At 72.2% G+C, this 25,274-nt stretch carries 27 protein-coding genes; 14 read left to right on the forward strand and 13 right to left on the reverse strand.

Features of this window, described 5'->3' with window-relative positions; translation table 11 throughout:
* Positions 1-9: 9 nt before the first annotated feature.
* The 3 genes from AMK26_RS30085 to AMK26_RS30095 are packed head-to-tail and all read left to right on the forward strand — an operon-like array spanning position 10 to position 1,237.
* Positions 10-537, forward strand: a complete 528-nt coding sequence (locus tag AMK26_RS30085) for an NUDIX hydrolase (protein ID WP_073758402.1) — start codon at positions 10-12, stop codon at positions 535-537.
* On the forward strand, positions 534-926 hold the full coding sequence (locus AMK26_RS30090) for a YidH family protein (RefSeq protein WP_073758404.1): 393 nt from the start codon (positions 534-536) through the stop codon (positions 924-926). Before AMK26_RS30085 ends, AMK26_RS30090 begins: the two co-directional genes overlap by 4 nt.
* Positions 926-1,237, forward strand: coding sequence for a DUF202 domain-containing protein (locus AMK26_RS30095; RefSeq protein ID WP_073758406.1), 312 nt, complete (start codon positions 926-928; stop codon positions 1,235-1,237). Before AMK26_RS30090 ends, AMK26_RS30095 begins: the two co-directional genes overlap by 1 nt.
* Before the next feature lie 105 nt (positions 1,238-1,342).
* Here AMK26_RS30095 and AMK26_RS30100 read toward each other — a convergent pair whose 3' ends face one another.
* Positions 1,343-2,281 carry an NADP-dependent oxidoreductase gene (locus tag AMK26_RS30100; protein ID WP_073758408.1) on the reverse strand — a complete coding sequence of 313 codons (939 nt, stop codon included), beginning with the start codon at positions 2,279-2,281 and terminating at the stop codon, positions 1,343-1,345.
* Positions 2,282-2,389: 108 nt separating this feature from the next.
* On the opposite strand from AMK26_RS30100, the gene AMK26_RS30105 reads away from it, so the two are divergent.
* Entirely contained in the window at positions 2,390-2,686 is a 297-nt protein-coding gene (locus AMK26_RS30105; RefSeq protein WP_073758410.1) for a hypothetical protein, read from the forward strand.
* Between the two features lie 9 nt (positions 2,687-2,695).
* On the opposite strand, the gene AMK26_RS30110 is transcribed toward AMK26_RS30105, so the two are convergent.
* Positions 2,696-3,994: a glucarate dehydratase family protein gene (locus AMK26_RS30110; RefSeq protein WP_073758412.1), complete on the reverse strand. Its 1,299-nt coding sequence runs from the start codon at positions 3,992-3,994 to the stop codon at positions 2,696-2,698.
* 140 nt (positions 3,995-4,134) lie between these two features.
* Here AMK26_RS30110 and AMK26_RS30115 point away from each other — a divergent pair, with 140 nt between their 5' ends.
* The 3 genes from AMK26_RS30115 (at position 4,135) to AMK26_RS30125 (ending at position 8,412) form a co-directional block, all read left to right on the forward strand.
* The gene (locus AMK26_RS30115) at positions 4,135-5,157 is read left to right on the forward strand and encodes a phosphotransferase family protein (protein WP_073758414.1); all 1,023 of its coding nucleotides are present in this window, start codon (positions 4,135-4,137) and stop codon (positions 5,155-5,157) included.
* A 9-nt stretch (positions 5,158-5,166) separates the two neighbouring features.
* Positions 5,167-6,390: an acyl-CoA dehydrogenase family protein gene (locus AMK26_RS30120; protein WP_073758416.1), complete on the forward strand. Its 1,224-nt coding sequence runs from the start codon at positions 5,167-5,169 to the stop codon at positions 6,388-6,390.
* Between the two features lie 276 nt (positions 6,391-6,666).
* Complete coding sequence (locus tag AMK26_RS30125) at positions 6,667-8,412, forward strand: lysyl oxidase family protein (RefSeq protein WP_073758418.1); 1,746 nt, start codon at positions 6,667-6,669, stop codon at positions 8,410-8,412.
* Positions 8,413-8,422: 10 nt separating this feature from the next.
* Here the strand turns inward: AMK26_RS30125 and AMK26_RS30130 are convergent, their stop codons facing one another.
* The 3 genes from AMK26_RS30130 to AMK26_RS30140 are packed head-to-tail and all read right to left on the reverse strand — an operon-like array spanning position 8,423 to position 11,477.
* Positions 8,423-9,016 carry a TetR/AcrR family transcriptional regulator gene (locus tag AMK26_RS30130; RefSeq protein ID WP_073758420.1) on the reverse strand — a complete coding sequence of 198 codons (594 nt, stop codon included), beginning with the start codon at positions 9,014-9,016 and terminating at the stop codon, positions 8,423-8,425.
* 38 nt (positions 9,017-9,054) lie between these two features.
* Positions 9,055-10,716: an AMP-binding protein gene (locus AMK26_RS30135; protein ID WP_241838114.1), complete on the reverse strand. Its 1,662-nt coding sequence runs from the start codon at positions 10,714-10,716 to the stop codon at positions 9,055-9,057.
* Positions 10,713-11,477 carry an SDR family oxidoreductase gene (locus tag AMK26_RS30140; protein ID WP_073758424.1) on the reverse strand — a complete coding sequence of 255 codons (765 nt, stop codon included), beginning with the start codon at positions 11,475-11,477 and terminating at the stop codon, positions 10,713-10,715. Before AMK26_RS30140 ends, AMK26_RS30135 begins: the two co-directional genes overlap by 4 nt.
* 162 nt (positions 11,478-11,639) lie before the next feature.
* Here AMK26_RS30140 and AMK26_RS30145 point away from each other — a divergent pair, with 162 nt between their 5' ends.
* The 5 genes from AMK26_RS30145 (at position 11,640) to AMK26_RS30165 (ending at position 16,377) form a co-directional block, all read left to right on the forward strand.
* Entirely contained in the window at positions 11,640-12,878 is a 1,239-nt protein-coding gene (locus AMK26_RS30145) for an exo-beta-N-acetylmuramidase NamZ family protein (protein ID WP_073758426.1), read from the forward strand.
* A 365-nt stretch (positions 12,879-13,243) separates the two neighbouring features.
* Positions 13,244-13,855 (forward strand): hypothetical protein, encoded by a 612-nt coding sequence (locus tag AMK26_RS30150; RefSeq protein WP_073758428.1) that lies wholly within the window; start codon positions 13,244-13,246, stop codon positions 13,853-13,855.
* Between the two features lie 385 nt (positions 13,856-14,240).
* A complete protein-coding gene (locus tag AMK26_RS30155) occupies positions 14,241-15,308 on the forward strand; it encodes an RNA ligase (ATP) (protein WP_073758430.1) in 1,068 nt (355 codons plus the stop codon).
* Positions 15,309-15,405: 97 nt separating this feature from the next.
* Entirely contained in the window at positions 15,406-15,831 is a 426-nt protein-coding gene (locus AMK26_RS30160) for an Hsp20/alpha crystallin family protein (protein ID WP_073758432.1), read from the forward strand.
* A gap of 93 nt (positions 15,832-15,924) precedes the next feature.
* On the forward strand, positions 15,925-16,377 hold the full coding sequence (locus tag AMK26_RS30165) for a DUF2267 domain-containing protein (protein ID WP_079277873.1): 453 nt from the start codon (positions 15,925-15,927) through the stop codon (positions 16,375-16,377).
* 49 nt (positions 16,378-16,426) lie between these two features.
* On the opposite strand, the gene soxR is transcribed toward AMK26_RS30165, so the two are convergent.
* Positions 16,427-16,915: a redox-sensitive transcriptional activator SoxR gene (gene soxR / locus AMK26_RS30170; protein WP_073758434.1), complete on the reverse strand. Its 489-nt coding sequence runs from the start codon at positions 16,913-16,915 to the stop codon at positions 16,427-16,429.
* A gap of 114 nt (positions 16,916-17,029) precedes the next feature.
* Between soxR and AMK26_RS30175 the strand changes: the two genes are divergently transcribed.
* Positions 17,030-17,491, forward strand: coding sequence for a MaoC family dehydratase (locus AMK26_RS30175; RefSeq protein WP_073758436.1), 462 nt, complete (start codon positions 17,030-17,032; stop codon positions 17,489-17,491).
* Here the strand turns inward: AMK26_RS30175 and AMK26_RS30180 are convergent.
* From AMK26_RS30180 to AMK26_RS30190, 3 genes are all read right to left on the reverse strand, one after another.
* Positions 17,482-18,123: a TetR/AcrR family transcriptional regulator gene (locus AMK26_RS30180; protein WP_073758438.1), complete on the reverse strand. Its 642-nt coding sequence runs from the start codon at positions 18,121-18,123 to the stop codon at positions 17,482-17,484. The two genes, AMK26_RS30175 and AMK26_RS30180, sit on opposite strands and share 10 nt — an antisense overlap.
* 74 nt (positions 18,124-18,197) lie before the next feature.
* Positions 18,198-18,485 carry a YiaA/YiaB family inner membrane protein gene (locus AMK26_RS30185; protein ID WP_073758682.1) on the reverse strand — a complete coding sequence of 96 codons (288 nt, stop codon included), beginning with the start codon at positions 18,483-18,485 and terminating at the stop codon, positions 18,198-18,200.
* 59 nt (positions 18,486-18,544) lie between these two features.
* Positions 18,545-19,696 (reverse strand): acyl-CoA dehydrogenase family protein, encoded by a 1,152-nt coding sequence (locus AMK26_RS30190; RefSeq protein WP_073758440.1) that lies wholly within the window; start codon positions 19,694-19,696, stop codon positions 18,545-18,547.
* Positions 19,697-19,749: 53 nt separating this feature from the next.
* Here AMK26_RS30190 and AMK26_RS30195 point away from each other — a divergent pair, with 53 nt between their 5' ends.
* A complete protein-coding gene (locus AMK26_RS30195; RefSeq protein ID WP_241838115.1) occupies positions 19,750-20,487 on the forward strand; it encodes a TetR/AcrR family transcriptional regulator in 738 nt (245 codons plus the stop codon).
* Positions 20,488-20,570: 83 nt separating this feature from the next.
* Here the strand turns inward: AMK26_RS30195 and AMK26_RS30200 are convergent, their stop codons facing one another.
* From AMK26_RS30200 to AMK26_RS30215, 4 genes are all read right to left on the reverse strand, one after another.
* Positions 20,571-21,905, reverse strand: a complete 1,335-nt coding sequence (locus AMK26_RS30200) for an MFS transporter (RefSeq protein ID WP_073758442.1) — start codon at positions 21,903-21,905, stop codon at positions 20,571-20,573.
* Between the two features lie 235 nt (positions 21,906-22,140).
* Complete coding sequence (locus tag AMK26_RS30205) at positions 22,141-23,220, reverse strand: zinc-binding dehydrogenase (RefSeq protein ID WP_073758444.1); 1,080 nt, start codon at positions 23,218-23,220, stop codon at positions 22,141-22,143.
* 28 nt (positions 23,221-23,248) lie between these two features.
* Positions 23,249-24,643: an aldehyde dehydrogenase family protein gene (locus AMK26_RS30210; RefSeq protein WP_073758446.1), complete on the reverse strand. Its 1,395-nt coding sequence runs from the start codon at positions 24,641-24,643 to the stop codon at positions 23,249-23,251.
* Positions 24,644-24,751: 108 nt separating this feature from the next.
* Positions 24,752-25,219, reverse strand: a complete 468-nt coding sequence (locus AMK26_RS30215; RefSeq protein ID WP_073758448.1) for a DUF3574 domain-containing protein — start codon at positions 25,217-25,219, stop codon at positions 24,752-24,754.
* Between the last annotated feature and the right edge of the window lie 55 nt (positions 25,220-25,274).

The raw sequence follows: 25,274 nt of genomic DNA on the forward strand, positions 1-25,274 counted from the left end.
CATGGCGGCATGACCCCTGCTGACGAGATCCTGGACGTCGTCGACGAGCACGACGAGGTGGTGGGGCAGTTCCCGCGCGGCGAGGTGTACGCGCGGGGCCTGCGCCACCGCTGTGTGTTCGTCCTCGCGCGGGACGCCGAGGACCGGGTGTTCGTCCACCGCCGCACGGCGACGAAGCTGGTCTTCCCGTCCCTGTACGACATGTTCGTGGGCGGTGTCGTCGGCGCGGGCGAGAGCTACGACGCGGCGGCGCTGCGGGAGGCGGAGGAGGAGCTGGGCGTACGCGGGCTGCCGCGCCCCACGCCGCTGCTGAAGTTCCTGTACGAGGACGGCGGCGGGCGCGGGGCGTGGTGGTCGGCCGTGTACGAGGTGCGGTGCACCGTGCCGGTGGATCCGCAGGTGGAGGAGGTCGCCTGGCACGGGTTCCTGCCGGAAGCAGAGCTTCGGGCGCGACTGGGCGCGTGGGAGTGGGTGCCGGACGGGCTGGCGGCATACGAAAGGCTGCGCGAGCACCGCGCCGGTAGGCTGATCATGTGAGCGATTTCGTGCGGGGTCTGCGGCTGTGGTTCGCGCCGCAGCGGATCCGGGAAGAGGGCGACACGCCCGACTACCGGTTCTCCCTCGCCAATGAGCGCACGTTTCTGGCCTGGCTCCGCACCGCGCTGGCGCTGGTCGGCGGCGGGTTCGCGGTGGACCAGTTCCTGCCGGACCTGCGCTGGGGCGTCCGGGTCGGGATGGCGCTCGCGCTGCTCGCCGCCGGGGCGCTGTGCGCGCTGCGGGCGGTGAACCACTGGGTGCGGTGCGAGCGGGCCATGCGGCGGGACGAGGACCTGCCCGTCAGCCGCTTCCCGACGCTGCTGAGCCTCGCCGTGGGGCTGGTCGCCGGCGCGATGGTGGTGGTCGTCCTCTTCGGCTGGCGCGGCTGATGAGCGCCGACGCCCGCGATCCGGGGCTGCAGCCGGAGCGGACGCGGCTGGCGTGGCGGCGTACGACGCTGTCGGCGACCGTCGCCGCGCTGCTCGCCGCCAAGCAGGCCGTGCACGACGGGGTCACGGCGGCCGGGCTGGTGGGCACGGGGCTGTCGCTGCTGGTGTGGCTGGCGTTCCTGGGCGTGGCCCACCGGCGGATGCGGACGCTGGGCGCGGCCCGGCCGGCGCCGCTGACGCCGAGCGGGGCGGTCGTGGCGGCGGCGTGCACGGTGGCGCTGGCCGCGTTCGCCGTGGCGGTGGTGGTGTGACCGCCTGCGGCGGGGCCGCCCTCCGGTGACGGTCCGTCCCGTCGGCCCGTCGGTCCATCAGTCCGTCAGCCCGTCGGTCCATCAGTCCGTCGGCCCCTCGGCCCGTCACTGGTCGGACCAGTCGACGGTCACGATCACCTTGCCGTGCAGGCCGCCCTCCATGTTGGCGCGCTGGGCGTCGGCGGCCTGTTCCAGGGGGAACGTCCTGGCCACCCGTACGGTCAGGGCGCCTTCCTCGACCAGCTCGGCGAGCGCCGTGAGGTCCGCCATGTCGGGGCGTACCCAGCAGTAGCGGCCGCCCAGCCCGATCACCTCGCCGTCGACGATGGACGCCAGCCGGCCCTCGGGGGCGAGCAGGTTGGCCGAGTCCTTCAGGACCTGGCCGCCGACCGTGTCGAACGCGGCGTCCACGCCGTGCGGGGCCAGGGCCCTGACGCGGCCGGCGAAGCCGTCCCCGTACAGCACCGGCTCCGCCCCCAGCTCGCGGGCCCGGTCCTGGCCCTCCTCGCGGACCGCGCCGATGACGCGGGCGCCGAGGTGCCGGGCGATCTGGACGGCCATCGAGCCGACGCCGCCCGACGCGGCGTTGACCAGGACGGTGTCGCCCGGCCGCACCTCCAGCGCCCGGTGCAGCACCTGGTAGGCGGTGAGCCCGGCCAGCGGCAGGCCCGCCGCCTCCTCGAAGCCCACGTTGCGCGGCTTGCGCGCGAGGGTGCGGACGGGCGCCGCGACGTACTCGGCGAACGTGCCGTGGCACAGCACGTCCTCGCGTACGTACCCCATGACCTCGTCCCCGACGGAGAACTCGGGAACGGACACTCCGGGCTGGACGACGACGCCGGAGACGTCCCAGCCGGGGATCACCGGGAAGACGGTGTCGAAGGACGTGTCGAGGTACCCGGCCTGGGCCTTCCGGTCGACCGGGTTGACGGCCGCCGCGCGCACTTTGACCAGCACCTTGTCGGGGCCCACCTTGGGGTCGGGGTGGTCGCCGAACTCCAGGACCTCCGGACCGCCGTACCGGCTGTAGCTGATCGCCTTCATGGTCCGACCCTCCGGCCGGTTCCGGCCGCACGCAAGCCGAAACAGATCATTCCCGACAAAAAGAACTAGCCTGGAGGTGTTGTCGACGTCCACGCCGGAGGCCCCGCGATGACCGTCCTCCATCAGGAACACCTCTCCCACACCCACCCGCACGGCCCGGCCTGCGGACATCAGGCCGTGGTCCACAACCACCACCTCGACTACGTCCACGACGGGCATCTGCACCGGGAGCACTCCGGGCACTGGGACGAGTGCGAGCCCGGTGAGCACATCGCCCACAGCGGTCACGCCCATGAGCACGGGGACAACTGCGGGCACCCGGCCGTCGCGCACGGCGACCATGTCGACTACGTGCACGACGGGCACCGGCACGCCGCGCACGACGGTCACTGGGACGACCACTGAACGGCGGCTTCACCATCGGGGGACGGCGGGGGTGACCCACTCCGGGTCCGCCTGCCGCATCGCCGCCGCGTCGTCGCGCTCGCGCAGGGTGCCGTCGTCGTCGAGCCAGCGCCGGTGGAGGGCGGCGAGCCGTTCGCGGTCCAGCTCGACGCCGAGGCCGGGCGCGTCGGAGACGGCGAGCCGGCCGTCCCGGAAGACGTGGCGGGCGGTGATGACGTCCTCGGTCTGCCAGGGGTAGTGACTGTCGCAGGCGTAGTCGAGGTTGGGGACGGTGGCCGCGACATGGGTCATGGCGGCGAGGCTGATGCCCAGGTGGGTGTTGGAGTGCATGGACAGCCCCACGCCGAAGGCCCGGCAGACGGCGGCGAGTTCACGCGTCCGGTGCAGGCCGCCCCAGTAGTGGTGGTCGGAGAGCACCACCTGGACGGCGCCGCGCGCGAAGGCCCCGGCGATCTCGGGGAACGTCGTCACGCACATGTTGGTGGCGAGGGGTACGTCGGTACCGGCGGCGACCTCCGCCATGCGGTCGGTGCCGCTCGCCGGGTCCTCCAGGTATTCGAGGACGCCGCCGAGTTGCCGCGCGACGTACAGGGACGTCTCCACGGACCAGGCCCCGTTGGGGTCCAGGCGCAGCGGCCGGCCGGGGAACGCCTCGGCGAGGGCGCGGACGGCGGCGATCTCCTGGTCCGGCTCGAAGACACCGCCCTTGAGCTTGAAGGAGCGGAAGCCGTGGCCGGCGACGAAGCGCCGGGCCTGGGCGACGATGCCGGCCGGGTCGAGGGCGGCGCCCCAGTCGTCCTTCTCGCCGCCGGCGGGGTGCTCGGCCCAGCGGTAGAAGAGGTACGCGCTGTAGTCGACGGTGTCGCGGACCTTGCCGCCCAGGAGGGCGTGCACGGGCAGGCCGAGCGTCTTGCCGAGCGCGTCCAGGCAGGCGACCTCGACGGCGGAGACCACGGACAGGCGCAGCTTGTCGGCGGTACGGACGCCGCGCAGCCCGCCCGCGTCGACGCCCTGCGGGTCGCCCTCGGGGGTGGGTGAGCCGCCGCACACGCGCTCGGCGAGCGTGAACAGGCCGTTCACGTCCGTGACCGGGTGGCCGGGGAGCGCCTCGGCGAGGGGGCGGGCCGGGGCCAGGTACGCGCCGTCGCCGTAGGTCTCGCCGACTCCGGTGACGCCGCCCCGGGTGACGACCTCCACGATGAGGCGAGGGGTATAGGGCTGGTGGACGCCCTGGGTGTTGAGGAGGGGCGGGTCGGAGATGAGGACCGGGGTGAGCCGGACGTCGTCGATCAGCAGCGCGGTATCCATACGTGAACCTTATTCAGCGGCGTAACCGGAGAACCAGACGCCTGCAGCCGGTTTCCGGACCAGCACTGGACGACATACCGACTGGTCGGTCATGCTGCTGCGTACTGCCACTGTCCTTCCCGTCACCGGAGGTGCGAACGATGAGCTCAGCTCCCCCACCAGGTATCGATCCCGAGCGGTTGCGCGGCTTCCTGGACCGCGAGCGGCCCGGCCTGGTGAGCGGACCGCTCAGCGCCCGCCTCGTCGAGGGCGGCCGGTCGAACCTCACGTACGTCGTCACCGACGGCACCGGCCAGTGGGTCGTGCGCCGCCCGCCGCTCGGCCACGTCCTGGCCACCGCCCATGACATGAGGCGCGAGCACCGGGTGATCAGCGCCCTGCACCCGACGGCCGTCCCGGTCCCGGAGCCGCTGGTGCTGTGCGAGGACGAGGAGGTGCTCGGAGCGCCGTTCTACGTCATGGAGTTCGTGGCCGGCACGCCGTACCGCACCGCCGGGCAGCTCACCCCGCTCGGCCCCGAGCGCACCCGCGCCGCGGCCCTGGGCCTGGTCGACACGCTGGTCGACCTGCACGCCGTGGACCCCTCGGCGGTGGGGCTCGGCGACTTCGGCCGCCCCGACGGCTTCCTGGACCGGCAGCTGCGGCGCTGGGGCAAGCAGCTGGACGCCTCGCGCAGCCGCGACCTGGCCGGGATCGACGAGCTGCACGCCGCGCTGGGCCGCGCGCTGCCGTCCTCCCCCGCCCCGACCGTCGTCCACGGCGACTACCGCCTGGACAACGCCCTGCTGGGCGAGGACGACCGGGTCAACGCCGTCCTGGACTGGGAGATGTCCACGCTCGGTGACCCGCTCACCGACCTGGGCCTGCTGGCCATGTACAGCGTCCGGCTGGACCTGCCGCACTCCCCCGTCTCCACCACCGCGGCCGCGCCCGGGCACCCGGAGCCCGCGGAGCTGATCGAGCGCTACGCCGCCCGCTCCGGCCGCGACACCTCCGCCATCTCCTGGTACACGGCGTTCGCCTGGTTCAAGCTCGCCGTGATCCTGGAGGGCATCCACTACCGCTACACCCTCGGGCAGACCGTCGGCGCCGGCTTCGACCGGATCGGCGACCTCGTCCCCGTCTTCATCGAGCACGGCCTCACCACCCTCCAGGAAGGCTGACCGACACCCATGGACTTCGCATTCGACGCACGTACCGAGGAACTGCGGGGGAAACTCCTCGCCTTCATGGACGAGTTCGTCTACCCGGCCGAAACGGTCGCCGAGGAACAGCGCGCGAAGCTCGCCTCCCCCTGGGACACCCCGGCCGTGGTCGAGGAGCTGAAGGCCGAGGCGCGCAGGCGGGGCCTGTGGAACCTGTTCCTTCCCGATGAGGAGTACGGGGCGGGCCTGACGAACCTCCAGTACGCGCCGCTCGCCGAGATCACCGGCCGCTCCCCGCATCTGGCGCCCACCGCGCTGAACTGCGCGGCGCCGGACACCGGCAACATGGAGGTGCTGTTCCAGTTCGGCACGGAGGCGCAGAAGAAGCGGTGGCTGGAGCCCCTGCTCGCCGGGGAGATCCGGTCCGCGTTCGCGATGACCGAGCCGGAGGTCGCCTCGTCCGACGCGACGAACATCGAGACCCGGATCGCGCGAGCCTCCGACGGGACGACCGACTACGTCATCAACGGCCGCAAGTGGTACATCTCCGGTGCGATGAACCCGGACTGCGCGATCTTCATCGTGATGGGCAAGACCGACCCGGACGGCGAGGACGTCCGCCGCCAGCAGTCGATGGTCCTGGTGCCCCGCGACACCCCGGGGCTGCACGTCCGGCGCGCGATGCAGGTGTACGGGTACGAGGACCACTCCCACGGCGGTCACGCCGAGGTCGTCTTCGAGGACGTCCGCGTCCCGGCGGAGAACCTGATCGGTGAGGAGGGCGGCGGGTTCGCCATCGCCCAGGCCCGTCTCGGCCCCGGCCGGATCCACCACTGCATGCGGCTGATCGGCATGGCCGAGCGGGCGATCGAGCTGATGTGCCGCCGGGCCGTGTCCCGTACGGCCTTCGGCAAGCCGCTGGCCGCCCAGGGGCAGGTGCAGGGGTGGATCGCGGACGCCCGGGTGACGGTGGAGCAGTTGCGGCTGCTCGTGCTGAAGACCGCCTGGCTGATGGACACGGTCGGCAACCGGGGCGCGCACACCGAGATCCAGGCCATCAAGATCGCGACACCGCGCGCGGTGGTGGACATCATCGACAAGGCGGTCCAGGTCCATGGCGCGGGCGGCGTCAGCCAGGACTTCCCGCTCGCCGAACTGTGGGCCTCGGCGCGGACGCTGAAGCTGGCGGACGGTCCCGACGAGGTGCACCAGCGGTCGCTGGCGCGGCGGGAGCTGAAGAAGTACCTCTGACTCCGGCACGGTGGTCAACAGCGGTACGAGCCCGGGGCGTTGCGCCCCGGGCTCTTACCACATACGAGCAGCCTGCGCGGCCGGAACGGCACTAAGACGGCGTGATCCGGTGTCCGCGGCCTACTTTCGGCCAAGGATCCCCCGACTCACCGGGGCCCGGACAACCCACAGTGCCGTCCGCCTCCTCTCACGGACCGGAGACAGCCGCGGCGCGCCATGACCACGCGCGCCCGCCGGCCTCCGCCGTCCCGACAGGCACTCGTAGAACGAGGAACGATGACCAGATCCCACCAGGCCCGCCTCGGGCGCTCGGTGATCGCCGGAGCCGCGGCCATCGCCGTGACCGCCGGTATCGTCGCCGCCGCGCCCGACGGCAGGACGGCCACCGCCGCCCAGGCCACGCCGCAGCTCAGCCTGATCGCCGCATCGGCATCGGTGACCCTCGACTCGTACAAGGAACAGCCGGGCGTCTACCTCGACCTCGGTACGTACCTCACCGCCGAGAACGCCCCCTTGGAACTCAAGGTGACCCGTAAGTCCTACAAGGACCCGGTCGTCGCCACGCAGATCATCCGTGACGGGGCCAAGACCCGGACCAAGACCCTTCCCGGCGGGCTGGTGAAGGACTTCACGGGGCTGCCCGGTTTCGTCCAGATCACCATGATCAACGCGGCCGGCAAAACCGTGCTGAACAAGGCCGAGGACTTCTGCCCGAACAACGCCTCGGGGCGGGTGCGGCCCGACGCTCCGGCCTCGTCGAAGTACCCCGAGAGCTGCCCCGTCAACCCGTTCACGCTCGGCTCGGTGTGGGGTGTGGAGAAGGGCTGGGCCGCCAACACGTACGCGGGCTACTCCTCCACGCCCGTCGCCCTGCCGGCCGGGAAGTACACGGCGAAGGTCTCCGTGGCGAAGCGCTACCGCGATCTGTTCGGCATCGCCGACAAGCCGCAGACGGTCAAGGTGACCGTGCGCGAGATCGACTCGGAGGGCGGTGGCGGCGGGGCGCCCGCCGCCCGCCACGGGTCCCACGCGGCCGGGCACTCCGCCCCGGCGGGTCACGGCGCCGCCTCCGGGCACGCCGGGCACGGCGCCGTGCCCCCGGCCGCGCCCGCGGCGCCGACGAGCGGCGCGGGACCCTCGTACAACGTGGGCCACGGGCCCCACACGCCCGCTCCGCCCGCCCTGCCCTGGGCGGTGAAGAAGGCGGGCCTCAAGGCGGGCGCGCGGCTGGGTGACGCGGCCGGGCAGACCGACGGCTCCCGCAAGGCCCCCGCGGTGAAGGCCGCGCCCAAGCGTCCGACCGGCAAGGCGACCGTGCCGAACGTGCCCAAGCCCGACCTCCGTTCGCTGCCCGCCTACGGCATCACCATCAGCGAGCCCGCCACCGAGGGCCCCGACAAGGGCAAGGACTTCCTCGCCTTCAGCGCCAACGTGTGGAACGCGGGCCCCGCGCAGCTGGTCGTCGACGGCTTCCGCGCGCCCGGCAAGGAGCTGATGGACGCCTACCAGTACTTCTACGACGCGAACGGCAAGCAGGTCGGCTACACCCCGACCGGCACCATGGAGTGGGACCCGCGCCCCGGCCACGAGCACTGGCACTTCACCGACTTCGCCAGCTACCGGCTGCTGAAGGCCGACCAGAAGGAGGCCGTGCGCAGCGGCAAGGAGGCCTTCTGCCTGGCCAACACCGACGCCGTCGACTACACGGTGAAGAACGCCAACTGGCACCCGTACAACACCGACCTGTCCACGGCGTGCGGTCAGCAGAACTCGATCTCCGTCCGTGAGGTCCTCGACGTCGGCTCCGGCGACACCTACACCCAGGACCTGCCGGGTCAGTCGTTCGACATCACCACGCTGCCGAACGGCACGTACTACATCCAGGTGCTGGCCAACCCGGAGAAGCGGCTCAAGGAGACCGACCTGAACAACAACAGCGCCCTGCGCAAGATCGTCCTCGGCGGGAAGAAGGGCGCGCGTACGGTGACCGTGCCGGCGCACGACCTGGTGAACGCCAACTAGTTCCCCGCTGTCACGGCCGCAAGGCCCTCAGCAGCAGGTCGGCCAGGTGGCCGGCCACCTGCTGGGGGCTGAGCGGCCCGTCCGGGCGGTACCAGGTGGACAGGTGGTGGACGGAGCCGAAGTGGTAGTCCACCACCAGGTCCGCGGGCGTGGCCGACGAGAACACGCCCGCGGCCTGTCCCTCCTCGATGAGGGCCCGGAACCGCTCGTGGTAGCGGCGCCGTTCCGCACGTACCTGCTTGTTCTTCTCCGGGCTCAGATGGTGCATCGACCGGAAGAAGATCGACGCGTCGTCCAGGTTCTCGATGGTGGTGACCACCACGTCCGCGGCGGCGTCGCGGACCCGCTGCTCGACGGGGGCGTCCGCGCCCGCGAAGGCGTCCAGGCGCTCCTGCTGGAGCCGGAGCACGCGCGCGTACACCTCCTGGAGCAGGTCCTCCTTGGAGCCGAAGTAGTGGTAGAGGGCGCCCTTGGTGACGCCGGCCGCCTCGACGATCTCCTGGACGGAGGTGCGGTCATAGCCCTGCTCGGCGAAGAGCCGGGTGGCGGTGGCCAGCAGCCTCTGCGGGACGGGGATGCCGTTCCCGTCCGTCGTCCTGGCCATGTGCCGCCACCTCTCCGTTGCTCGTGCGTGTCGCCGTCCTACGCGGGATAACGCAGTTCCCGCCTGAGGATCTTCCCACTCGTCGTCTTCGGCAGCTCCGGCAGGATCTCGACCTCACGGGGATATTTGTATGCCGCGAGCCGCTGCTCGCAGTACGCGGAGAGCTCGGCGGGCTCGGCCGAGGCACCCGGGCGCAGACTGACGTACGCCTTGACCGTCTCCCCCCGGTAGGCGTCGGGGACGCCGACGACGGCCGCCTCGCGGACCGCCGGATGGGTGTAGAGGACGTCCTCCACCTCGCGCGGCCACACCTTGAAGCCGGAGGCGTTGATCATGTCCTTCTTGCGGTCGACGACGTAGAGCCAGCCGTCCGCGTCCATGAAGCCGATGTCGCCGGTGCGCAGCTCGCCGTCCGGGAAGGTCTGGGCGGTGGCCTCCGGCAGCCGCCAGTAGCCCGGGACGACCTGGGGCCCGCGTACGGCGATCTCGCCCTGCTCGCCGAACGGCACCTCCTTGCCGTTCTCGTCCAGGATCCGGACGACTGTCTCGGGCCCCGGGACGCCGACCGAGAGGGTGCCGGAGGCGGGGTCGACGGGGGCCTCCTTCTCGGGTGGTACGGAGGCGCAGGGGGCGGTGCATTCGGTCAGGCCGTAGCCGTTGCGGATGTACGGGCCGAAGCCGGCGCGGAACTTCTCTACCAGGGCCGGGGGGAGGGGCGCGCCGCCGGAGGAGATCACCTGGAAGGACGCGAAGTGGCCGGGCGTGGCGGCGGGGTGGGCGGCCAGCGCCATGAAGGCGGTGGAGGGGCCGACGGTGTAGGCGGGGCGGTACTCGGCGAACGCGTCGAGGACGACGCCCGCCTCGAAGCGGTACGCGAGGACGAGGGTGCCCGCGTTGGCCAGGCAGACGGCCAGTTGGCAGACCATGCCGGTGATGTGGAAGAGCGGGGCGAGGGCGAAGTAGGCGGCGCCTTCGGGGATGGAGTGGCCGGTGCGCTGCCGTTCGGCGTTGTGCATGATCCCGCGGTGCAGGTTCATGGCGCCCTTGGGCGTGCCGCTGGTGCCGGAGGTGTAGCTGATCAGGGCCACGTCGGTGGCGGTGAGGTCCCGGTCCGCGGGCGCGGGGTGGCCGGCCCTGGCGACGGTGGTCAGGTCGTCGGTGTCGGTCGGCACGGGCAGCCGCTGGAAGCCGAGGACACGCGGGTCGTCGCGGGTCTGGAGGTCCTTCTCGCAGGCGGTGAGGGCGACGCGTACGGGTGAGTCGGCGGCCGTTTCGCGCAGGTACTCCTCCCAGGCGCGGTCGGCGCAGATCAGCGCGCTCGCCCCGGAGTCGTGCAGGACGTGGGCGACCTCGGCCGACTTGTACATCGGGTTGAGCGGCACGACGGTCGCCCCGGCCTTCCACGCGCCGAGCAGGGCGAGGACGAAGTGCGGGGTGTTCTGGAGCATGATCGCGACGCGGTCGCCGCGCCCGACGCCCCGGGAGGCGAGGAATCCGGCCACCGAGTCGGAGAGCGTGTCGGTCTCGCGGTAGGTCAGGCGCCCGTCGAAGTAGGCGAGGGCGGGGTGCTCGGGGGCGCGGGCGACGGCGGCGCGGAAGGCGTGCACGACGGTGGCGGGCGGCTGGACGGGGGCCCGCTGGGCGTCGCTGAGCTGCGCGAGCCATGGTTTGGCCGCGTAGATCGAGGTCGTCGGGTTCACTGCCCGGTGCCCTCCCACTTCTGATGGATGTGGCTCATGTTGTTCAGCCAGCGCTCGGGGTCGCTCGCGCGGGCCCGGTAGTAGCCGGCGACCTCGGGGTGGGGCAGGATCAGGAACCGGTCGGCCTCGATGCCCTCGAACAGCGCGTCGGCGACGTCCTCGGGCTCGATGGCGGTGGGGGCGAGGACGAGCTCGCCGGCCGACCCGGCGGCGGTGAGCATGTCCGTACGGACGCCCTGCGGGCAGATCGCGTGGACCTTGAGGCCGCGGTGGCGGTAGGTGAGCGAGAGCCATTCGGCGAAGGCGTACGCGCCGTGCTTGGACACGCTGTAGGGCGCGGCGCCGACCATGGTGAGGAGCCCGGCGGCGGAGACGGTGGAGACGAACCGGCCGGAGCCGCGTTCCAGCCAGTCGGGCAGCAGGGCGCGGGCGGCGCGGACGTGGGCCATCACGTTGACGTCCCAGGCGGCCGCCCAGACGTCCTCGCCCGCGAAGGCGTCGCCGGGTGAGGCGAGCCCGGCGTTGGCGCAGTAGACGTCGACGGTGCCGCCGAGGGCCTCGCGGGCCTCGTCGACGATTCCGGAGGCGTCGCCGGGGACGGCGGTGGCGCCGATCTCGTCGGCGACGGCCTTGGTGCGGCCGGGGTCGATGTCGTTGACGACGACCCGGGCGCCTTCCGCCGCGAACCGCCGCGCGAGTGCGGCTCCGATCCCGCCGCCCGCTCCGGTGACGACCACGCCCGCGCCCTGGACCGTACTCATCGAGACCCGCCTCTCTTCTGTGACTGGACCGGCCGACAGACTAACCGGTCGGTATGTGGTGGGGGAAGGCCGTCGCGCCCGCCTCGTTCCCTGGGCCGGACGTGCGCGCTAGCGTGCGTGGCCGGAGCGGTCGAGCGGTCGAGCGGTCACGGAGGTGTGCGGATGAGCGTGTCCAGACGGGGTCTGCTGGTCGCCGGTGGCGCGGCGGGGATGGCGGCGGCCGCGTCGCCCGCCCTGGCGCACGGCGGCGGCCGCCGGGTGCGGACCGGCTTCGACCGGCTCGCGGCCGACGGGTACGCGGAGCTGGCCGGGCAGCGGGTGGGCGTGGTGACCAACCCCACGGGGGTGACCGCCGAGGTGGGGCACATCGTGGACGTCATGCACGCCGACGACCGGGTGGACCTGATCGCCGTGTTCGGCCCCGAGCACGGCTTCCGGGGCACGGCCCAGGCGGGTGGTTCGGAGGGGCGGTACGACGATCCGGCGACGGGGCTGCCGGTGTACGACACGTACCTGAAGAGCGGGCGGGCGCTGGCGGACATCTTCACCGCCTCCGGAGTCGACACGGTCGTGTTCGACATCCAGGACGTGGGCGCGCGGTTCTACACGTACATCTGGACGCTGTACGACTGCATGGTCGCCGCGGCGCTCGCGGGGAAACGTTTCATGGTGCTGGACCGGCCGAATCCGGTGACCGGGCGGGCGGCCCTCGGGCCCGTACTGGACAGGGCGTTCGCGACCTTCGTGGGGCGGGAGCCGATCGCGCAGGCGCACGGGATGACGGTGGCGGAGCTGGCGCGGCTGTTCAACGCCGAGTTCCTGGCGGAGCCGGTTGCGCTGACGACGGTACGGATGTCGGGGTGGCGGCGCGCGGACTTCTTCGACGCGACGGGGTTGCCGTGGGTCCCGCCGAGCCCCAACATGCCGACCCCGGACACCGCCCTGGTGTACGCGGGGACCTGCCTGTTCGAGGGGACGAACCTGTCGGAGGGCCGGGGTACGACGCGCCCGTTCGAGCTGCTGGGCGCGGAGGGGATCGACCGGCGGTGGGCGCAGGCGGCGAACGCGCTGGAGCTGCCGGGCGTGCGGTTCCGGGAGGCGTACTTCGCGCCCACGTTCTCCAAGTTCCAGGGGAAGACGGTGGGCGGGGTGCAGCTGCACGTGCACGACCGTGCGGCGTTCGACCCGGTGCGGACCGGCATCGGGCTGCTGGTGACGGCGAAGCGGAGCTGGGGCGGTTTCGCCTGGCGGCCGGACAACTGGATCGACAAGCTGACCGGTTCGGCGAAGGTCCGCACCCTGATCGACGCGGGAGCGGACACGGACGAGGTGGTGGGCGCCTGGGAGGCGGACCTGGCGGCCTTCCGGGCGGTGCGGCGCGCATACCTGGCGTACCACTGACAGCGGGACTGCCGGCGGCCCCGTTCGACGTCCCGTCACCGAACCGGCCAACGCGCACGGGCGCGGCGGCCATCGCACGACGGCGGCCGACGGCCGTATCCCGCCGATGTCGCCGACCGGGACGAGGAGGCGGGATCATCGTGGTCCCGGACAGGCGTTCGCACCGGCCGGGGCCCGGCATTGCCCTGAGCCCGCCGGACGGTGAGGGAGCGTCACTTTCTCGCAATCGCCACGCCGGGCGCCGTGGAGGCAATTCGCGTCAGATGTCCCGCTGATGGCCTCCATTCGTTTTTCGATGGAGCCGAACTGGGAACCCGTACGTCCATTCATCGACTCCGAAGTACGAGCGACGGAGGTGGCAGTGGATGGCCGGATTCCGGAGTCTTGCGAGACAGGTGCGTGATCCGAGGTGCGATCTGGCGCTGCGGCGGTATTCGCTGCGCAAGTGCCTTGAGCGGTTCGCCCCTTATGGGCACCGGGCGACCTGGGACCACCTGTGCAGCAGGCACAGGTTCGGGCCCGAGGACCGGGAGCCCGATCCGGCGCGGCTGGTGGCCGCGCTCGACGAGTTGGAAGAGGCGCGGGCGGTCTGGCTCGCGTACGAGGAGCAGTTCGCGGAGCGCCGCAAGCGCGAGAAGCACGACGGGCTGCGACGGCCCGGCTGGATCGACGACTGGCACCGGCGCACCTGGGGCGGCAACGGCATAGCTCGGTGCGACGACCCGTCGGTGCACCCGAGGGTGCCGCTGGCGGAGGCGCTGCGGCGGCTGATCGCCGCCCTGGAGGCCGGGCCGGGTGAACACTGCCCGGTGTGCGCGGGGGACGCGATCGTCTGGCGGCCGGACCTGTCGAACGAGCCGTGGTTCGGGCCGGTGTGCACGGGCTGTGGCGTGGTGGTGCCGCAGGCCGTCCTGACGCCCGAGGCGCTGGCGGCGGTCAAGCGGGGACGGCGCAAGGAGCTCGTGTCGGTGGCGTGAGCGCACCAGCGCGGGGGCGGGCGCCGCAGCCGGCACGCCCCCGTTGCCGGAGCGGGCCCGTTGCCGGATCGGGTCCCGTTGCCGGATCGGGCCGTTGTCAGTGGCGGGTGTCACCATCGGGGCATGATCCAGGTCTGCCTGAACGGGCGCCGCGGAACGGGGGGTTCCGCGGCCGTGCCCATGCCGCCCCGCGCGCCGGCCGGGGCGCTGACGGCGATACGGGAGGCGGTGGACGTCCCGGTCGGCGTCACCCCTGGCACCCCGGGTGTCGCGCGTGCCGGCCGAGGTGGCGTGACGGTATCAGGCGCCAAAACCGGTGGGCCACCGGATTCGCACGGGCGAGAGTGGGCGGCGACGAGAACCGCACCACGAGGAGACCACCACCATGTCGACCCTGCGTGTCACCGCCGAGCTGCTGACCGTTCACGAGCATCCGAACGCCGACGCCCTGGAGCTGGCCCAAGTGGGCCTGTACCGCGCGGTCGTCGCCAAGGGCGCCTACCGCACCGGTGACGCCGCCGTCTACATCCCCGAGCAGGCGGTGCTGCCGCCCGCGCTCGTCGAGGAGCTGGGCCTGACGGGACGGCTGGCGGGGAAGGCGTCGAACCGGGTGAAGGCGGTCCGGCTGCGCGGGGAGCTGTCACAGGGCCTGGTGTGCCGGCCGCGTGCGCTGGCGGAGGTGGACCTGGCGCGGGCGGCGGCCGAGGGGACGGATTTCGCGGAGGCGCTGGGCATCACCAAATGGGTGCCGCCGGTGCCGACGACGATGAACGGCGACGTGGAGCCGGCGCCCGGCCTGCTGCCGTGGGTCGACATCGAGAACATCCAGCGGTATCCGGACGTCTTCGAGCCGGGCGAGCCGGTGGTCCTGACCGAGAAGCTGCACGGCACGGCCTGCCTGATGACGTACGTCGCCGGCGACGAGCGGGTGCTGGTCTCCTCCAAGGGCTTCGGCGCCAAGGGCCTGGCCCTGAAGGAGGACCCGCGCAATCTGTACTGGCGGGCGATCCGCGCCCATGACGTACCGGCGGTGGCCGCACGCCTCGCCGCCGAGCTGGGCGCGAGCCGGGTCGGCGTGTTCGGCGAGGTGTACGGGGCGGGGGTGCAGGACCTGGGGTACGGCGCCAACGGCCGCAGCGAGGAGCTGGGTTACGCGGTCTTCGACGTCTCGGCCGAGATCGACGGCCACGTCCGCTGGCTGGACCCGGCCGAGCTGCCGTCGGTCGAGCTGCCGCTGGTGCCCCGGCTGTACGCGGGGCCGTACGACATAGCGAAGGTGCTGGAGCTGGCCACCGGCCGGGAGACGGTCTCGGGGCGGGAGCTGCACCTGCGCGAGGGCGTGGTGATCCGGCCCGCGACCGAGCGGTACAGCCCCGTGGTGGGCGGGCGGGCGATCGCGAAGGCGGTGAGCCCGGCCTACCTCACCCGTAAGGGCGGCACGGAGTACGAGTGAAATTTCTTGAGCCCCCTCTTGTCAACTTTGGCTCTCGGAGTTATAAGAAATAAGGCAGACGGTCAGCAGCATCCGTCAGTACACAGAGGAGGGACCGATGATGCTGATGCGGACCGACCCCTTCCGTGAGCTCGACCGGCTCACCGAGCGCCTGCTGGGCACCAGCGCCCACCCGGCGGCCATGCCGATGGACGCCTACCGCGAAGGGGACACCTTCGTCGTCCAGCTCGATCTCCCGGGCGTCAGCCCCGACAGCATCGATCTGGATGTCGAGCGCAATGTGCTCACCGTCAAGGCCGAGCGCCGTACGGCTCCGGACGGCGACGCCGAGATGGTGATCGCCGAGCGGCCGTCCGGCACGTTCAGCCGCCAGCTGTTCCTCGGCGAGACGCTGGACACCGATCGCATCGAGGCGTCCTACGACGTCGGTGTCCTGACCCTGCGGATCCCGGTCGCCGAGCAGGCCAAGCCGCGCAAGATCGAGATCAGCGGCGGGAGCGACCGCAAGCAGATCAGCGGCTGATCAGCGGCTGATCCGGCCCGCCGCCCGGCATGATGGGCGGGGACGGGTCTCCCGGCCCCGCCCATGACCATCGAGCGATGCCGAGGGAGAGAGATGCGCATGCAGTGGGACGCGTTCTTGGCCGCGGTGCAAGAACGCGGCGAATACCCCTCCCGGCGCGAGGCCGACCGGGCCGCCCGCGTCGTCCTGGCCCTGCTGGGCGCACACCTCGTCGGCAACGAGCGGGCCGAGCTGGCCGCCGGCCTGCCCGAGACGTGCGCCCTGGTGCTGCTCAACCCGCTCCCCGCCGCCGAACCGCTCGGGCCCGACCGGTTCGTGCGTGCCACGGCCGCGTGGATCGACGGCGCCACGGAGGAGACGGCCAAATGGGACATCGGCGCCGTCCTCAGCGTCGTGGCCGACACGGCGGACGAGGACCTGATGCGCCGTATCCTCCTCCAGCTGCCGCCCGGCTACGACCTGCTGTTCGGCCGCCCCGGCATGACGGAGCAGAGCACCCCCTCCCAGCCCGGGACGTCCGAGCCCGGCCTGCCTCCGGAAGCCTGACCCCGGAGGCCCGGCAAGGAGGCCTGGCCCGGAGGCCTGCGCCTCGGGTCTACTGCGCTGCCGCCTCCTCCGACGTCGGCCGGGGCCGTTCGGGCAGGAGGCGGGAGCCGACCATCCGCTCACCGAAGACGTCGTCCGGATTGGACAGGACGCACGTCTTCAGGGACAGGCAGCCGCATCCGATGCAGTCGGTGAGGTGGTCCCGCAGCCTGCTCAGCTGCTTGATCCGCTCGTCGAGTTCCGAGCGCCACGCCTCGGACAGGCGCGCCCAGTCCTCCCGGTTGGGGGTGCGCCCCTCGGGCAGTTCCGCCAGGGCGTCCCTGATCGTCGCGAGCGGAATGCCCACGCGCTGGGCGGCCCGCACGAACGCGACGCGGCGCAGCGCGTCCCTGCTGTAGCGGCGCTGGTTGCCGCTGGTGCGGCGGCTGGTGATCAGCCCCTTGGACTCGTAGAAGTGCAGGGCCGAGACGGCCGCCCCGCTGCGCGCGGAGAGCTGGCCGACGGTGAGTTCGTGGATCTTCTCTGGAATCTGCGGCACCCCTCGAACCCTACTGCTCCTCTCCGGGCGGTCCGTTGACAGGACCGCACCCGCCCCAGCATGCTGAGCAAGCGCTTAGACACCCCATGAGTACATGAGTCAGGGAGCTGGGAGATGGCAGAGCCGAGGATCTTCACGTCCGCCGACGAGCTGCGCGCCGCGGTCGGCGAGCAGCTGGGGCACAGCGACTGGGTGGAGATCGAACAGAAGCGGATCGACCTGTTCGCCGAGGCCACCGGCGACCACCAGTGGATCCACGTGGACCCGGAGCGGGCCGCGGCCGGGCCGTTCGGGACGACCATCGCGCACGGGTACCTCACCCTGTCGCTGCTCCCGCTCCTCGTACCGCAGATCATGCGGGTCGAGGGCATGAAGATGGGCGTCAACTACGGGACGAACAAGGTCCGCTTTCCCGCCCCGGTGCCGGTCGGGTCGCGGCTGCGCGCGACCGCCGTCCTCAAGGACGTGGCGGACGCGGGCGGCGGCGTGCAGCTGACGGCCGTGGTGACGGTGGAGCGGGAGGGCGGCGACAAGCCGGTGTGCGTCGCCGAGTCGCTGTCCCGCTACTACTTCTGAGCCCGCGCGGCCCCGGCGCCCACCATGCGCAGCACGAGGTCGGCGTAGAGCGCGCCGACCTCGTCGGGCGTCCGGCGCCCCCCGGTGCTGAACCAGCGGGCCACGTCGATGCAGAGCGAGAGCACGGCGAGGGTGGTGCCGGAGACGTCGGGGACGTCGAACTCCCCCGCCGCGACGCCCTCGTTGATGATGCGGCGCACCGCCGCGTCGCTCTTGCGGCGCAGCTCGAAGATCTCGGCGCGGTGCTCGTCGCTGAGCGACTCCAGTTCGTACTGGACCACGCGCGCGGTGGTGCGCCGGCCCGCGTGCCAGCGGACGAAGGAGCGTACGGCGTCGGCGAGCCGCTCGGTGGCGGTTCCGGGGCCGTCGGCGGCCGCCTGGAGGATCTCCAGCGCCTTCACATGGCCGATCCGGCTGATCCGGTGGAGGAGCTCTTCCTTGGTCTTGTAGTGGATGTAGAGCGCGGCCGGGCTCATCCCGGCCCGGCCCGCGATGTCGCGGGTGGTGGTGGCGTGGTAGCCGCGCTCGGCAAAGGCCTCGACGGCGGCGACGAGCAGCCGCCTGGCCGCGTCAGGGGTCACCTCGTCCCATGGCGTGTCCTCGCCGCCGGCCGTTTCCTCCGCCGTGCTCATCGTTCGCCCCTTCCGGTGTCCAAGGACCTTCCGGTGTCCAAGGACGAACACCATACCCCGAAGTGAGCAAGCGCTTAGAGCTTCTGGAACGGGTCGTGTTCGGCGAGCAGCTTCTCCAGCCTGGCCTGGTCGACCCTGCTGACGATCTGCCCGGCCTCCTGCCGGTCGCGGACGACCTTGGCGAGGGTGAAGGCGGAGGTGGTGAGGTAGAGGACGGCGATGCCGAGGAAGGCGCGCACCCAGGCGTCGGTCTCCAGGTTGAAGATGCCGAGGGCCACCGCGCTCAGGGCGATCGCGAAGGAGGCCACGGCCTGGCCGTAGTAGGCGGCCGTGTTCTGCTGCTTGACCGGTGTGTCACTCATGCCGGAAAGGATGCGCGGCCGCGGCGCGACCCGCATCCGTCCCCGTACTCATGCCGTACTCAGAACGCGGAGACCCCCGTCAGCGCGCGGCCGATGATGAGCTTCTGTATCTGGCTGGTGCCTTCGTAGAGGGTCATCACGCGTGCGTCGCGCAGCAGTTTGCCGACCGGGTACTCGTCGATGTAGCCGTAACCGCCGAAGACCTGGAGGGCGTTGTTGGCGGAGCGTACGGCGGCCTCGGAGGCGAACAGCTTGGCCTTGGAGGCGGCCGTGGCGAACTCCCGGCCCCGGTCGACGAGGTCGGCGACCCGCCAGGTCAGCAGCCTCGCCGCGTCGACGTCGACGGAGATGTCGCTGATCAGTTCCTGCACGAGCTGGTACGAGGCGATGGGCTTGCCGAACTGCTCGCGCTCGCCCGCGTACCGCACGGCGGCGTCCAGTGCGGCCTGGGCGATGCCGACGCAGCCGGCGGCGACCGACATGCGGCCCTTGGCGAGCGCGGACATGGCGATGGAGAAGCCCTTGCCCTCCGGGCCCATGAGCGCGGAGGCGGGCACCCGTACGTCCTGGAGGACCAGCTCGGCGGTGGCCTGGCCACGCAGGCCGAGCTTGCCGTGGATGGTGCGGCGGGTGAGGCCGGGCGTGTCGGTGGGGACGAGGAAGGCGGAGACGCCCCGGTGGCCGGGGGTCTCATTGGTGCGGGCGAAGAGGAGCACCACATCGGCCCAGGTGCCGTTGGTGATGAACATCTTGGTGCCGTTGATGACGTAGTCGCCGCCGTCGCGCACGGCGCGGGTGGTGAGGTTCCCGGCGTCGGAGCCGGTGCCGGGCTCGGTGAGGCCGAAACAGCCGATCGCGTCACCGGCGGTGAGGCGGGGCAGCCAGTGGTGCTTCTGCTCCTCGTCGCCCCAGGCGGCGATGGTCTTGGCGACCAGGCCGAGCGAGACGGACACGATGCCGCGCACGGACGAGTCGCCGCGCCCCAGCTCCTCGGTGACCAGGCAGTACGCGAGGTGGTCGCCGCCGGAGCCGCCGTACTCCTCGGGGATGGTGAGGCCGAGGAATCCGAGCGCGCCGAGCTTCTTGACGATCGACTTGTCGACGTTCTCGGCACGGTCCCACTCGACGACGTGCGGGGCGATCTCGCGCTGGACGAAGTCCTCGGCGAGCTGCCTGACGGCTGCCTGCTCCTCGCTCGGTTCCAGGTTCATACGCGGACACCCCACTTTAACTATCACTGCTAGTTTCTTTGGTCAGGCCTACTATGTGCCGCATGGCCCGACCGCGCAAGCCCCTCCTCAGCCGAGACCGCATCGTCGCCACGGCCGGTGCCCTGGTGGACGCGGAGGGGCTGGAGGCCGTCTCGACCCGGCGCCTCGCGGCGGAACTGGGCGTCAGCGGGCCGTCGCTCTACAACCACTTCCGCACGAAGGACGAGATCCTGGAGGCGGTGGCGGACTCGGTGAGCGCCAAGGTCGACCTGTCGATGTTCGAGGAGGACGACGGCCGCGACTGGCGCACGGCGCTGCACGACTGGGCCGTCTCCTACCGCGCGGCCCTCACCGACCACCCCAACATCGTCCCGGTCCTCGCCCGCGGCCCCGGCCGCCGCCCGGCCGGCCTGCGCGTCGCCGACGCCGTCTTCGGCGCGATGGTCCGCGCGGGCTGGCCCCCGGCGCAGGCCACCCACATCGGCGCGCTGATGCGCTACTTCATCACGGGCTCGGCGCTCGGCTCCTTCGCGCGCGGCTTCGTCGACGACGAGACGGCGTACGACCCGGCCGACTACCCGCACCTGGGCCAGGCGCACCTGCTCGCCGAGCGGCAGGAGGAAGTCGACGAGGGCGCCTTCGAGACGGGCCTGCGGGCGCTGCTGGACGGGCTGACGGCGCAGTACGAGGCCGTACGGGACCGGAATGTACGTGACCGGGGCGTACGTGACCAGGGTGCACGTGACCGGCGTGTACGTGACCGGGGCGGTTCGGCGCCGGCCGAGGCGTAGAGCCCGGCGGGTGCGGTGGTCCCGCGCTCCCGGCCGCGGCGGCGGACGGCGGCCGCGGACGGCGGCCGGGAGCGGCGTACCCGTCAGTGGGAAGCGGCCCGTGCCGCCCGGGAGGCCAGGATCCTGATGGAGACCAGGGCGATCACGGCGAGGCCCATGATGTAGCCGGAGACGGCCATCGACGTGCCGGTGGCCTCCAGCAGCAGCACCATCACGAACGGCGCCAGGCCGCCGCCGAACACGGCCGCGATCTGGTAGCCGAGCGAGGCCCCGGTGTAGCGCATCTCCGCCGTGAACAGCTCGGCGAACAGCGCCGCCTGCGGCCCGTACATGATGCTGAGGAAGCAGCTGGTGACGAACGTGCCGACGGCCAGCCACAGCAGCGACCTGGTGTCGATGAGCAGGAACAGCGGCACCGCCCACACCAGCAGTCCGACCGCGCCCAGCGTGTAGATGCGCAGCCGCCCGATGCGGTCGGACAGGGCCGCGGCGGCCGGGATCAGCACCAGCTGGGTGAGGCTCACACAGAGCGAGACGGTGAGGACCGCGCCGCGCTTCATGTCGAGCTCGCGGGTCGCGTAGTCGAGCACGCCGGTGATGATGATGTAGAACGTCGCGGTGTTGACGGCGAAGGATCCGCCGGCCAGGAAGACCGTGCCCAGGTGGCTGCGCAGGATGGTCCGCAGCGGCGAGCGCTTCGCGGTCTTCTCCTGCTCGGCCAGGGCCCGTTCGGCCTCCTTGAACGCCGGGGTCTCCTCCACGCGCGCGTGGATGTACCAGGCGAGGCCGAGGACGAGGAAGCCGACGAGGAACGGCACCCGCCATCCCCAGCCGGCGAACTGCGCGTCGCTGGTGAAGGCCCCGGCGACCAGGAACACGGTGTTGGCGGTCACCACGCCGATCGGGACGCCGAGCTGGACGAGGCTGCCGTACAGGCCCCGCTTGCCCTCGGGGGCGTACTCGGTCGCCATGAGCATCGCGCCGCCCCACTGGGCGCCGACGGCGATGCCCTGGAGGACGCGGAAGAGGACGAGCAGCACCGGAGCGGCGATGCCGATCGTCTCGTACGTGGGGAGCAGGCCGATACCGGCGGTGGCGAGGCCCATCAGGGTGAGCGCGAGGACGAGCATGGGCTTGCGGCCCCGTTTGTCGCCGAAATGGCCGGCGATGATCCCGCCGACGGGCCGGGCGAGGAACCCGACGGCGAAGGTGGCGAAGGCGGCGAGGACACCGGCGGACGAGCTGCCCGCCGGGAAGTAGAGGTCGCCGAGGACGAGAGCCGCGGCGATACCGAAGACGAAGTAGTCGTACCACTCGACGGCCGAGGCGAGCGCGGCCGCGGTGGCCACCCTGCGCCGGTTCCGGGTGCTGGGGGCGGAGGCGGTGGAAGGGGGAGGGGGAGGGGGTGCCGTGTCCATGCGGTGCACACTCCGTTTTGGGTGCGGGGGACGAAAGGGGGGCGGCGCCGTGAATTGCGGGGACCGTACCGACCAGCCGGTACGGTGGTCAACGGGTGAGAAGGCAACGGTTCCGCTTCGGTCCCGGCCACCGTCCCCGTACGGCGTCCCGGACGGCGTCCCGTACGGCCCCGGGCAGCACGAACACCCCGGCCGCGGGCAGCGGCCGGGGTGTTGGCGGGGCGGGCGCGAAGGGCTAGAAGACGACCAGGGCGCGTCCGCCCTTGCCCGCGATCATGTTGTCGAAGGCCGCCGGGATGCCCTCCAGCCCGATCCGCTCGGTGACCAGCGCGCCCAGGTCGAGGCGCCCGGCGCGGATGTGCCCGGCGAGGACGGGGAGGTCCTCGGCGGGGTTGGAGTTGCCGTACACGCAGCCGGAGAGCGTGCGGCCCCAGTGGAAGATCTCCAGGGCGTTGAACGTCACCTGCTGGTCCTTGCCGCCGATGCCGACGACCGTGGTGCGGCCCCCGCGCCGGGTGGAGTCCCAGGCGGTACGGATGGTGGCGGCGCGGCCGACGCACTCGACGGCCACGTCGGCGCCCTGGCCGCCGGTGAGCTTGCGCACCTCCCTGGCGGTGGTGTCGGAGGCCACGACGTACTCGGTGGCGCCGGCCTGCCGGGCGAGTGCCTCCTTCTCCGGGGACACGTCCACCGCGATGATCGTCCCCGCGCCCGCGATCCGGGCGGCCTGGAGGGTGGCCAGGCCCACCCCGCCGACGCCGAACACGACGACCGACTCGCCCTCGCGCACGCGCGCGGAGTGGTGGATCGCCCCGTACCCGGTGAGGGCGGCACAGCCCAGCAGGGCGGCGTCGGTGAGCGGGACGCCGTCGGGAACGGGCAGCACGCAGTTGGCGGCGACGACGGTCTCCTCGGCGAACGCGGCGACGTTCAGGCCCGGGTGGAGTTCCGTGCCGTCCTCGGTGACGGCGTAGACGGCGCCCGCGCCGGTGAGGGCGTCGGCGCACAGCCACACCTCACCGAGCGTGCAGGGGTGGCACGAACCGCAGGACGGCGCCCAGTTGAGGACGACGCCGTCGCCGGGGGCGACATGGGTGACGCCCTCTCCGACGGCGAGCACGGTCCCGGCGCCCTCGTGGCCCAGGACGGCGGGGACGGGCACCCGCATGGTGCCGTTGGACAGGGACAGGTCGGAGTGGCAGACACCGGCGGCGGCGAGGCGGACCCTCACCTGGCCGGGGCCGGGCTCCGGGAGTTCGATGCCGGTGATCTCCAGAGGAGCACCTATGGCGGGCAGGACGGCGGCGCGGACCACGATCGTTTTCTCCCGGTATGAGAACTGGTCAGAACTGGAGGGACTTGGTCTGGAGGTACTCGGCGAGGCCGTGCGCGCCCAGCTCGCGCCCGACGCCCGACTCCTTGTAGCCGCCGAAGGGGGCGAGCGGGTTGAACCGGCCGCCGTTGATGTCGACCTGGCCCGCCTCCATGCGGCGCGCGAAGGCGACGGCTTCCGCCTCGTCGCCGGCCCACACGGCGCCGGCGAGGCCGTACACCGTGCCGTTGGCGATGCGCAGGGCGTCGTCCTCGTCCTCGTACTTCAGGAACGAGACGACCGGGCCGAAGATCTCCTCCTGGGCGATGGTCATCTCGGGTGTGACGTCCGCGAAGATCGTCGGGCTGACGTAGTAGCCGCGGTCGAGGGGCGCGTCGGTGCCGCCCACGACGAGCCGGGCGCCCTCCTCGACGCCCTTCTCGATGTAACCGCGCACGCGCTCCAGCTGCTTGGCGTTGACCATGGGTCCGATCCGGTCGCCCGGGGTGTACTTGGCGACGGCCTGGGCGGCGATCGCCACGGCCTCGTCGTACTGGTCCTTGTGCACCAGCACCCGGGTCAGGGCGCTGCACCGCTGGCCGGAGTTGGACAGGGCGTTGGCGAGGCCGGTCTGGACCGCCTTGGCCAGGTCGGCGGAGGGCAGGACGACGTTGGCGGACTTGCCGCCGAGTTCCAGGGCGACCCGTTTGACGGCCCCGCCCGCGAGCGCGCCGATCCGCTTGCCGACGGCGGTGGAACCGGTGAAGGAGACCAGGTCCACGTCCTCGTGCTCGGCCAGCGCCTGGCCCGCGACCGGCCCGAGGCCGGTGACGAGGTTGAAGACTCCGGCGGGCAGTCCCGCCTCGTCCACGGCCTCGGCGAAGAGCTGCGCGGTCAGCGGGGTGTCCTCGGCGGGCTTGAGGACCACGGTGCAGCCGGCGGCCAAGGCGGGAGCCACCTTGGCAACGACCTGGTGCAGCGGGTAGTTCCAGGGCGTGATCGCGCCCACGACCCCGACCGGTTCGAGCAGGACCGTGGAGTTGCCCACCTTCTCCTGGAACGGGTAGGAGGCCGCCATCTCCGCGTACGTGCCGGTGATCAGCACCGGCAGTCCGGCGTGCACCTGCTGGGCGAACTGCGCCGGGGCGCCCAGCTCCGCCGTCACCGTCCCGGCGATCTCCTCCAGGCGCGCGGCGAGCACGTCCCGCAGGGCGGCGAGCCGCGCGGCCCGCTCGGCGGGCGGGGTGGCCGCCCACGCCGGGAAGGCCGCGCGGGCGGCCCGGACCGCGGCGTCCACGTCCTCGGCCGTGCCGGCCGGGACGTGGGCGATGACCTGCTCGTCGGCCGGGTTCACCACCGCGATGGTGTCGGTGCCGACGGCGGGCCGCCACGCGCCGCCGATGTACATCCCGTCATGGGCCTTCATCCGCTTCTCCTTCGCCGGCGTTCCGGACGTGACTCCTCGGTCGTCCACAACCCAAACTAGCGGTGGTAGTTTTCTGGCGCCAGGGGCTGCGGGGCCGACCACATCACATCAGAAGTCCGCCGTGGTCCTTTCGTCGAGGCGGGCCACGGACTCCTGGCCGAAGGCGCGCTCATAGGCGTCACGGATCCGCTCGATCCTCGGGTCGCGGGCCTTCGCCTCCGCCGCCGGGTACAGCAGGATCAGCTCGTACGAGCGCTCCCGCTCGATCCTCCCGCTCGCGTCCCGCCACTGCCCACGGCCCTCCTGCACGGTCAGCCCCTCCGGGAAGGCGGGCGTGACCTCCCGGTCGATGAACGCCGTGAACTGCTGGTCCGTGACGTCCGGGCCGCCGTCGGGCCGCTCGGTCCCGAAGAACAGCCGCGTCTCCACATAGGCCGTGCCCCGGGAGGTGGCGGCTCCGGCGGTATCACCGGCCCGGTCGCCGAAGGTCGCGTACGCGGCGGGGGCACCGGCCGCGAGCAGGACGGTCGCCGTGGTGACGGCCAGGCGGGAGCGGGTGGTGGACAGGATCGGCATGGCGTATGAGCCCTTTCGGCGCGCGGGTGCGTGAGCGACGGCCACTCTGGCAGTC

This window comes from Streptomyces sp. CB03234 (assembly GCF_001905885.1).
Taxonomy (GTDB): domain Bacteria; phylum Actinomycetota; class Actinomycetes; order Streptomycetales; family Streptomycetaceae; genus Streptomyces.

What these genes read in the sequence shown, in the direction of transcription:
- AMK26_RS30085 (WP_073758402.1), top strand. Translation starts at nt 10, where the DNA reads ATGACCCCTGCTGACGAGATCCTGGACGTCGTCGACGAGCACGACGAG.
- AMK26_RS30095 (WP_073758406.1), top strand. Translation starts at nt 926, where the DNA reads ATGAGCGCCGACGCCCGCGATCCGGGGCTGCAGCCGGAGCGGACGCGG.
- AMK26_RS30100 (WP_073758408.1), bottom strand. Translation starts at nt 2,281, where the DNA reads ATGAAGGCGATCAGCTACAGCCGGTACGGCGGTCCGGAGGTCCTGGAG.
- AMK26_RS30105 (WP_073758410.1), top strand. Translation starts at nt 2,390, where the DNA reads ATGACCGTCCTCCATCAGGAACACCTCTCCCACACCCACCCGCACGGC.
- AMK26_RS30110 (WP_073758412.1), bottom strand. Translation starts at nt 3,994, where the DNA reads ATGGATACCGCGCTGCTGATCGACGACGTCCGGCTCACCCCGGTCCTC.
- AMK26_RS30115 (WP_073758414.1), top strand. Translation starts at nt 4,135, where the DNA reads ATGAGCTCAGCTCCCCCACCAGGTATCGATCCCGAGCGGTTGCGCGGC.
- AMK26_RS30120 (WP_073758416.1), top strand. Translation starts at nt 5,167, where the DNA reads ATGGACTTCGCATTCGACGCACGTACCGAGGAACTGCGGGGGAAACTC.
- AMK26_RS30125 (WP_073758418.1), top strand. Translation starts at nt 6,667, where the DNA reads ATGACCAGATCCCACCAGGCCCGCCTCGGGCGCTCGGTGATCGCCGGA.
- AMK26_RS30130 (WP_073758420.1), bottom strand. Translation starts at nt 9,016, where the DNA reads ATGGCCAGGACGACGGACGGGAACGGCATCCCCGTCCCGCAGAGGCTG.
- AMK26_RS30140 (WP_073758424.1), bottom strand. Translation starts at nt 11,477, where the DNA reads ATGAGTACGGTCCAGGGCGCGGGCGTGGTCGTCACCGGAGCGGGCGGC.
- AMK26_RS30145 (WP_073758426.1), top strand. Translation starts at nt 11,640, where the DNA reads ATGAGCGTGTCCAGACGGGGTCTGCTGGTCGCCGGTGGCGCGGCGGGG.
- AMK26_RS30150 (WP_073758428.1), top strand. Translation starts at nt 13,244, where the DNA reads ATGGCCGGATTCCGGAGTCTTGCGAGACAGGTGCGTGATCCGAGGTGC.
- AMK26_RS30155 (WP_073758430.1), top strand. Translation starts at nt 14,241, where the DNA reads ATGTCGACCCTGCGTGTCACCGCCGAGCTGCTGACCGTTCACGAGCAT.
- AMK26_RS30160 (WP_073758432.1), top strand. Translation starts at nt 15,406, where the DNA reads ATGATGCTGATGCGGACCGACCCCTTCCGTGAGCTCGACCGGCTCACC.
- AMK26_RS30165 (WP_079277873.1), top strand. Translation starts at nt 15,925, where the DNA reads ATGCGCATGCAGTGGGACGCGTTCTTGGCCGCGGTGCAAGAACGCGGC.
- AMK26_RS30175 (WP_073758436.1), top strand. Translation starts at nt 17,030, where the DNA reads ATGGCAGAGCCGAGGATCTTCACGTCCGCCGACGAGCTGCGCGCCGCG.
- AMK26_RS30180 (WP_073758438.1), bottom strand. Translation starts at nt 18,123, where the DNA reads ATGAGCACGGCGGAGGAAACGGCCGGCGGCGAGGACACGCCATGGGAC.
- AMK26_RS30185 (WP_073758682.1), bottom strand. Translation starts at nt 18,485, where the DNA reads ATGAGTGACACACCGGTCAAGCAGCAGAACACGGCCGCCTACTACGGC.
- AMK26_RS30190 (WP_073758440.1), bottom strand. Translation starts at nt 19,696, where the DNA reads ATGAACCTGGAACCGAGCGAGGAGCAGGCAGCCGTCAGGCAGCTCGCC.
- AMK26_RS30195 (WP_241838115.1), top strand. Translation starts at nt 19,750, where the DNA reads ATGTGCCGCATGGCCCGACCGCGCAAGCCCCTCCTCAGCCGAGACCGC.
- AMK26_RS30200 (WP_073758442.1), bottom strand. Translation starts at nt 21,905, where the DNA reads ATGGACACGGCACCCCCTCCCCCTCCCCCTTCCACCGCCTCCGCCCCC.
- AMK26_RS30210 (WP_073758446.1), bottom strand. Translation starts at nt 24,643, where the DNA reads ATGAAGGCCCATGACGGGATGTACATCGGCGGCGCGTGGCGGCCCGCC.
- AMK26_RS30215 (WP_073758448.1), bottom strand. Translation starts at nt 25,219, where the DNA reads ATGCCGATCCTGTCCACCACCCGCTCCCGCCTGGCCGTCACCACGGCG.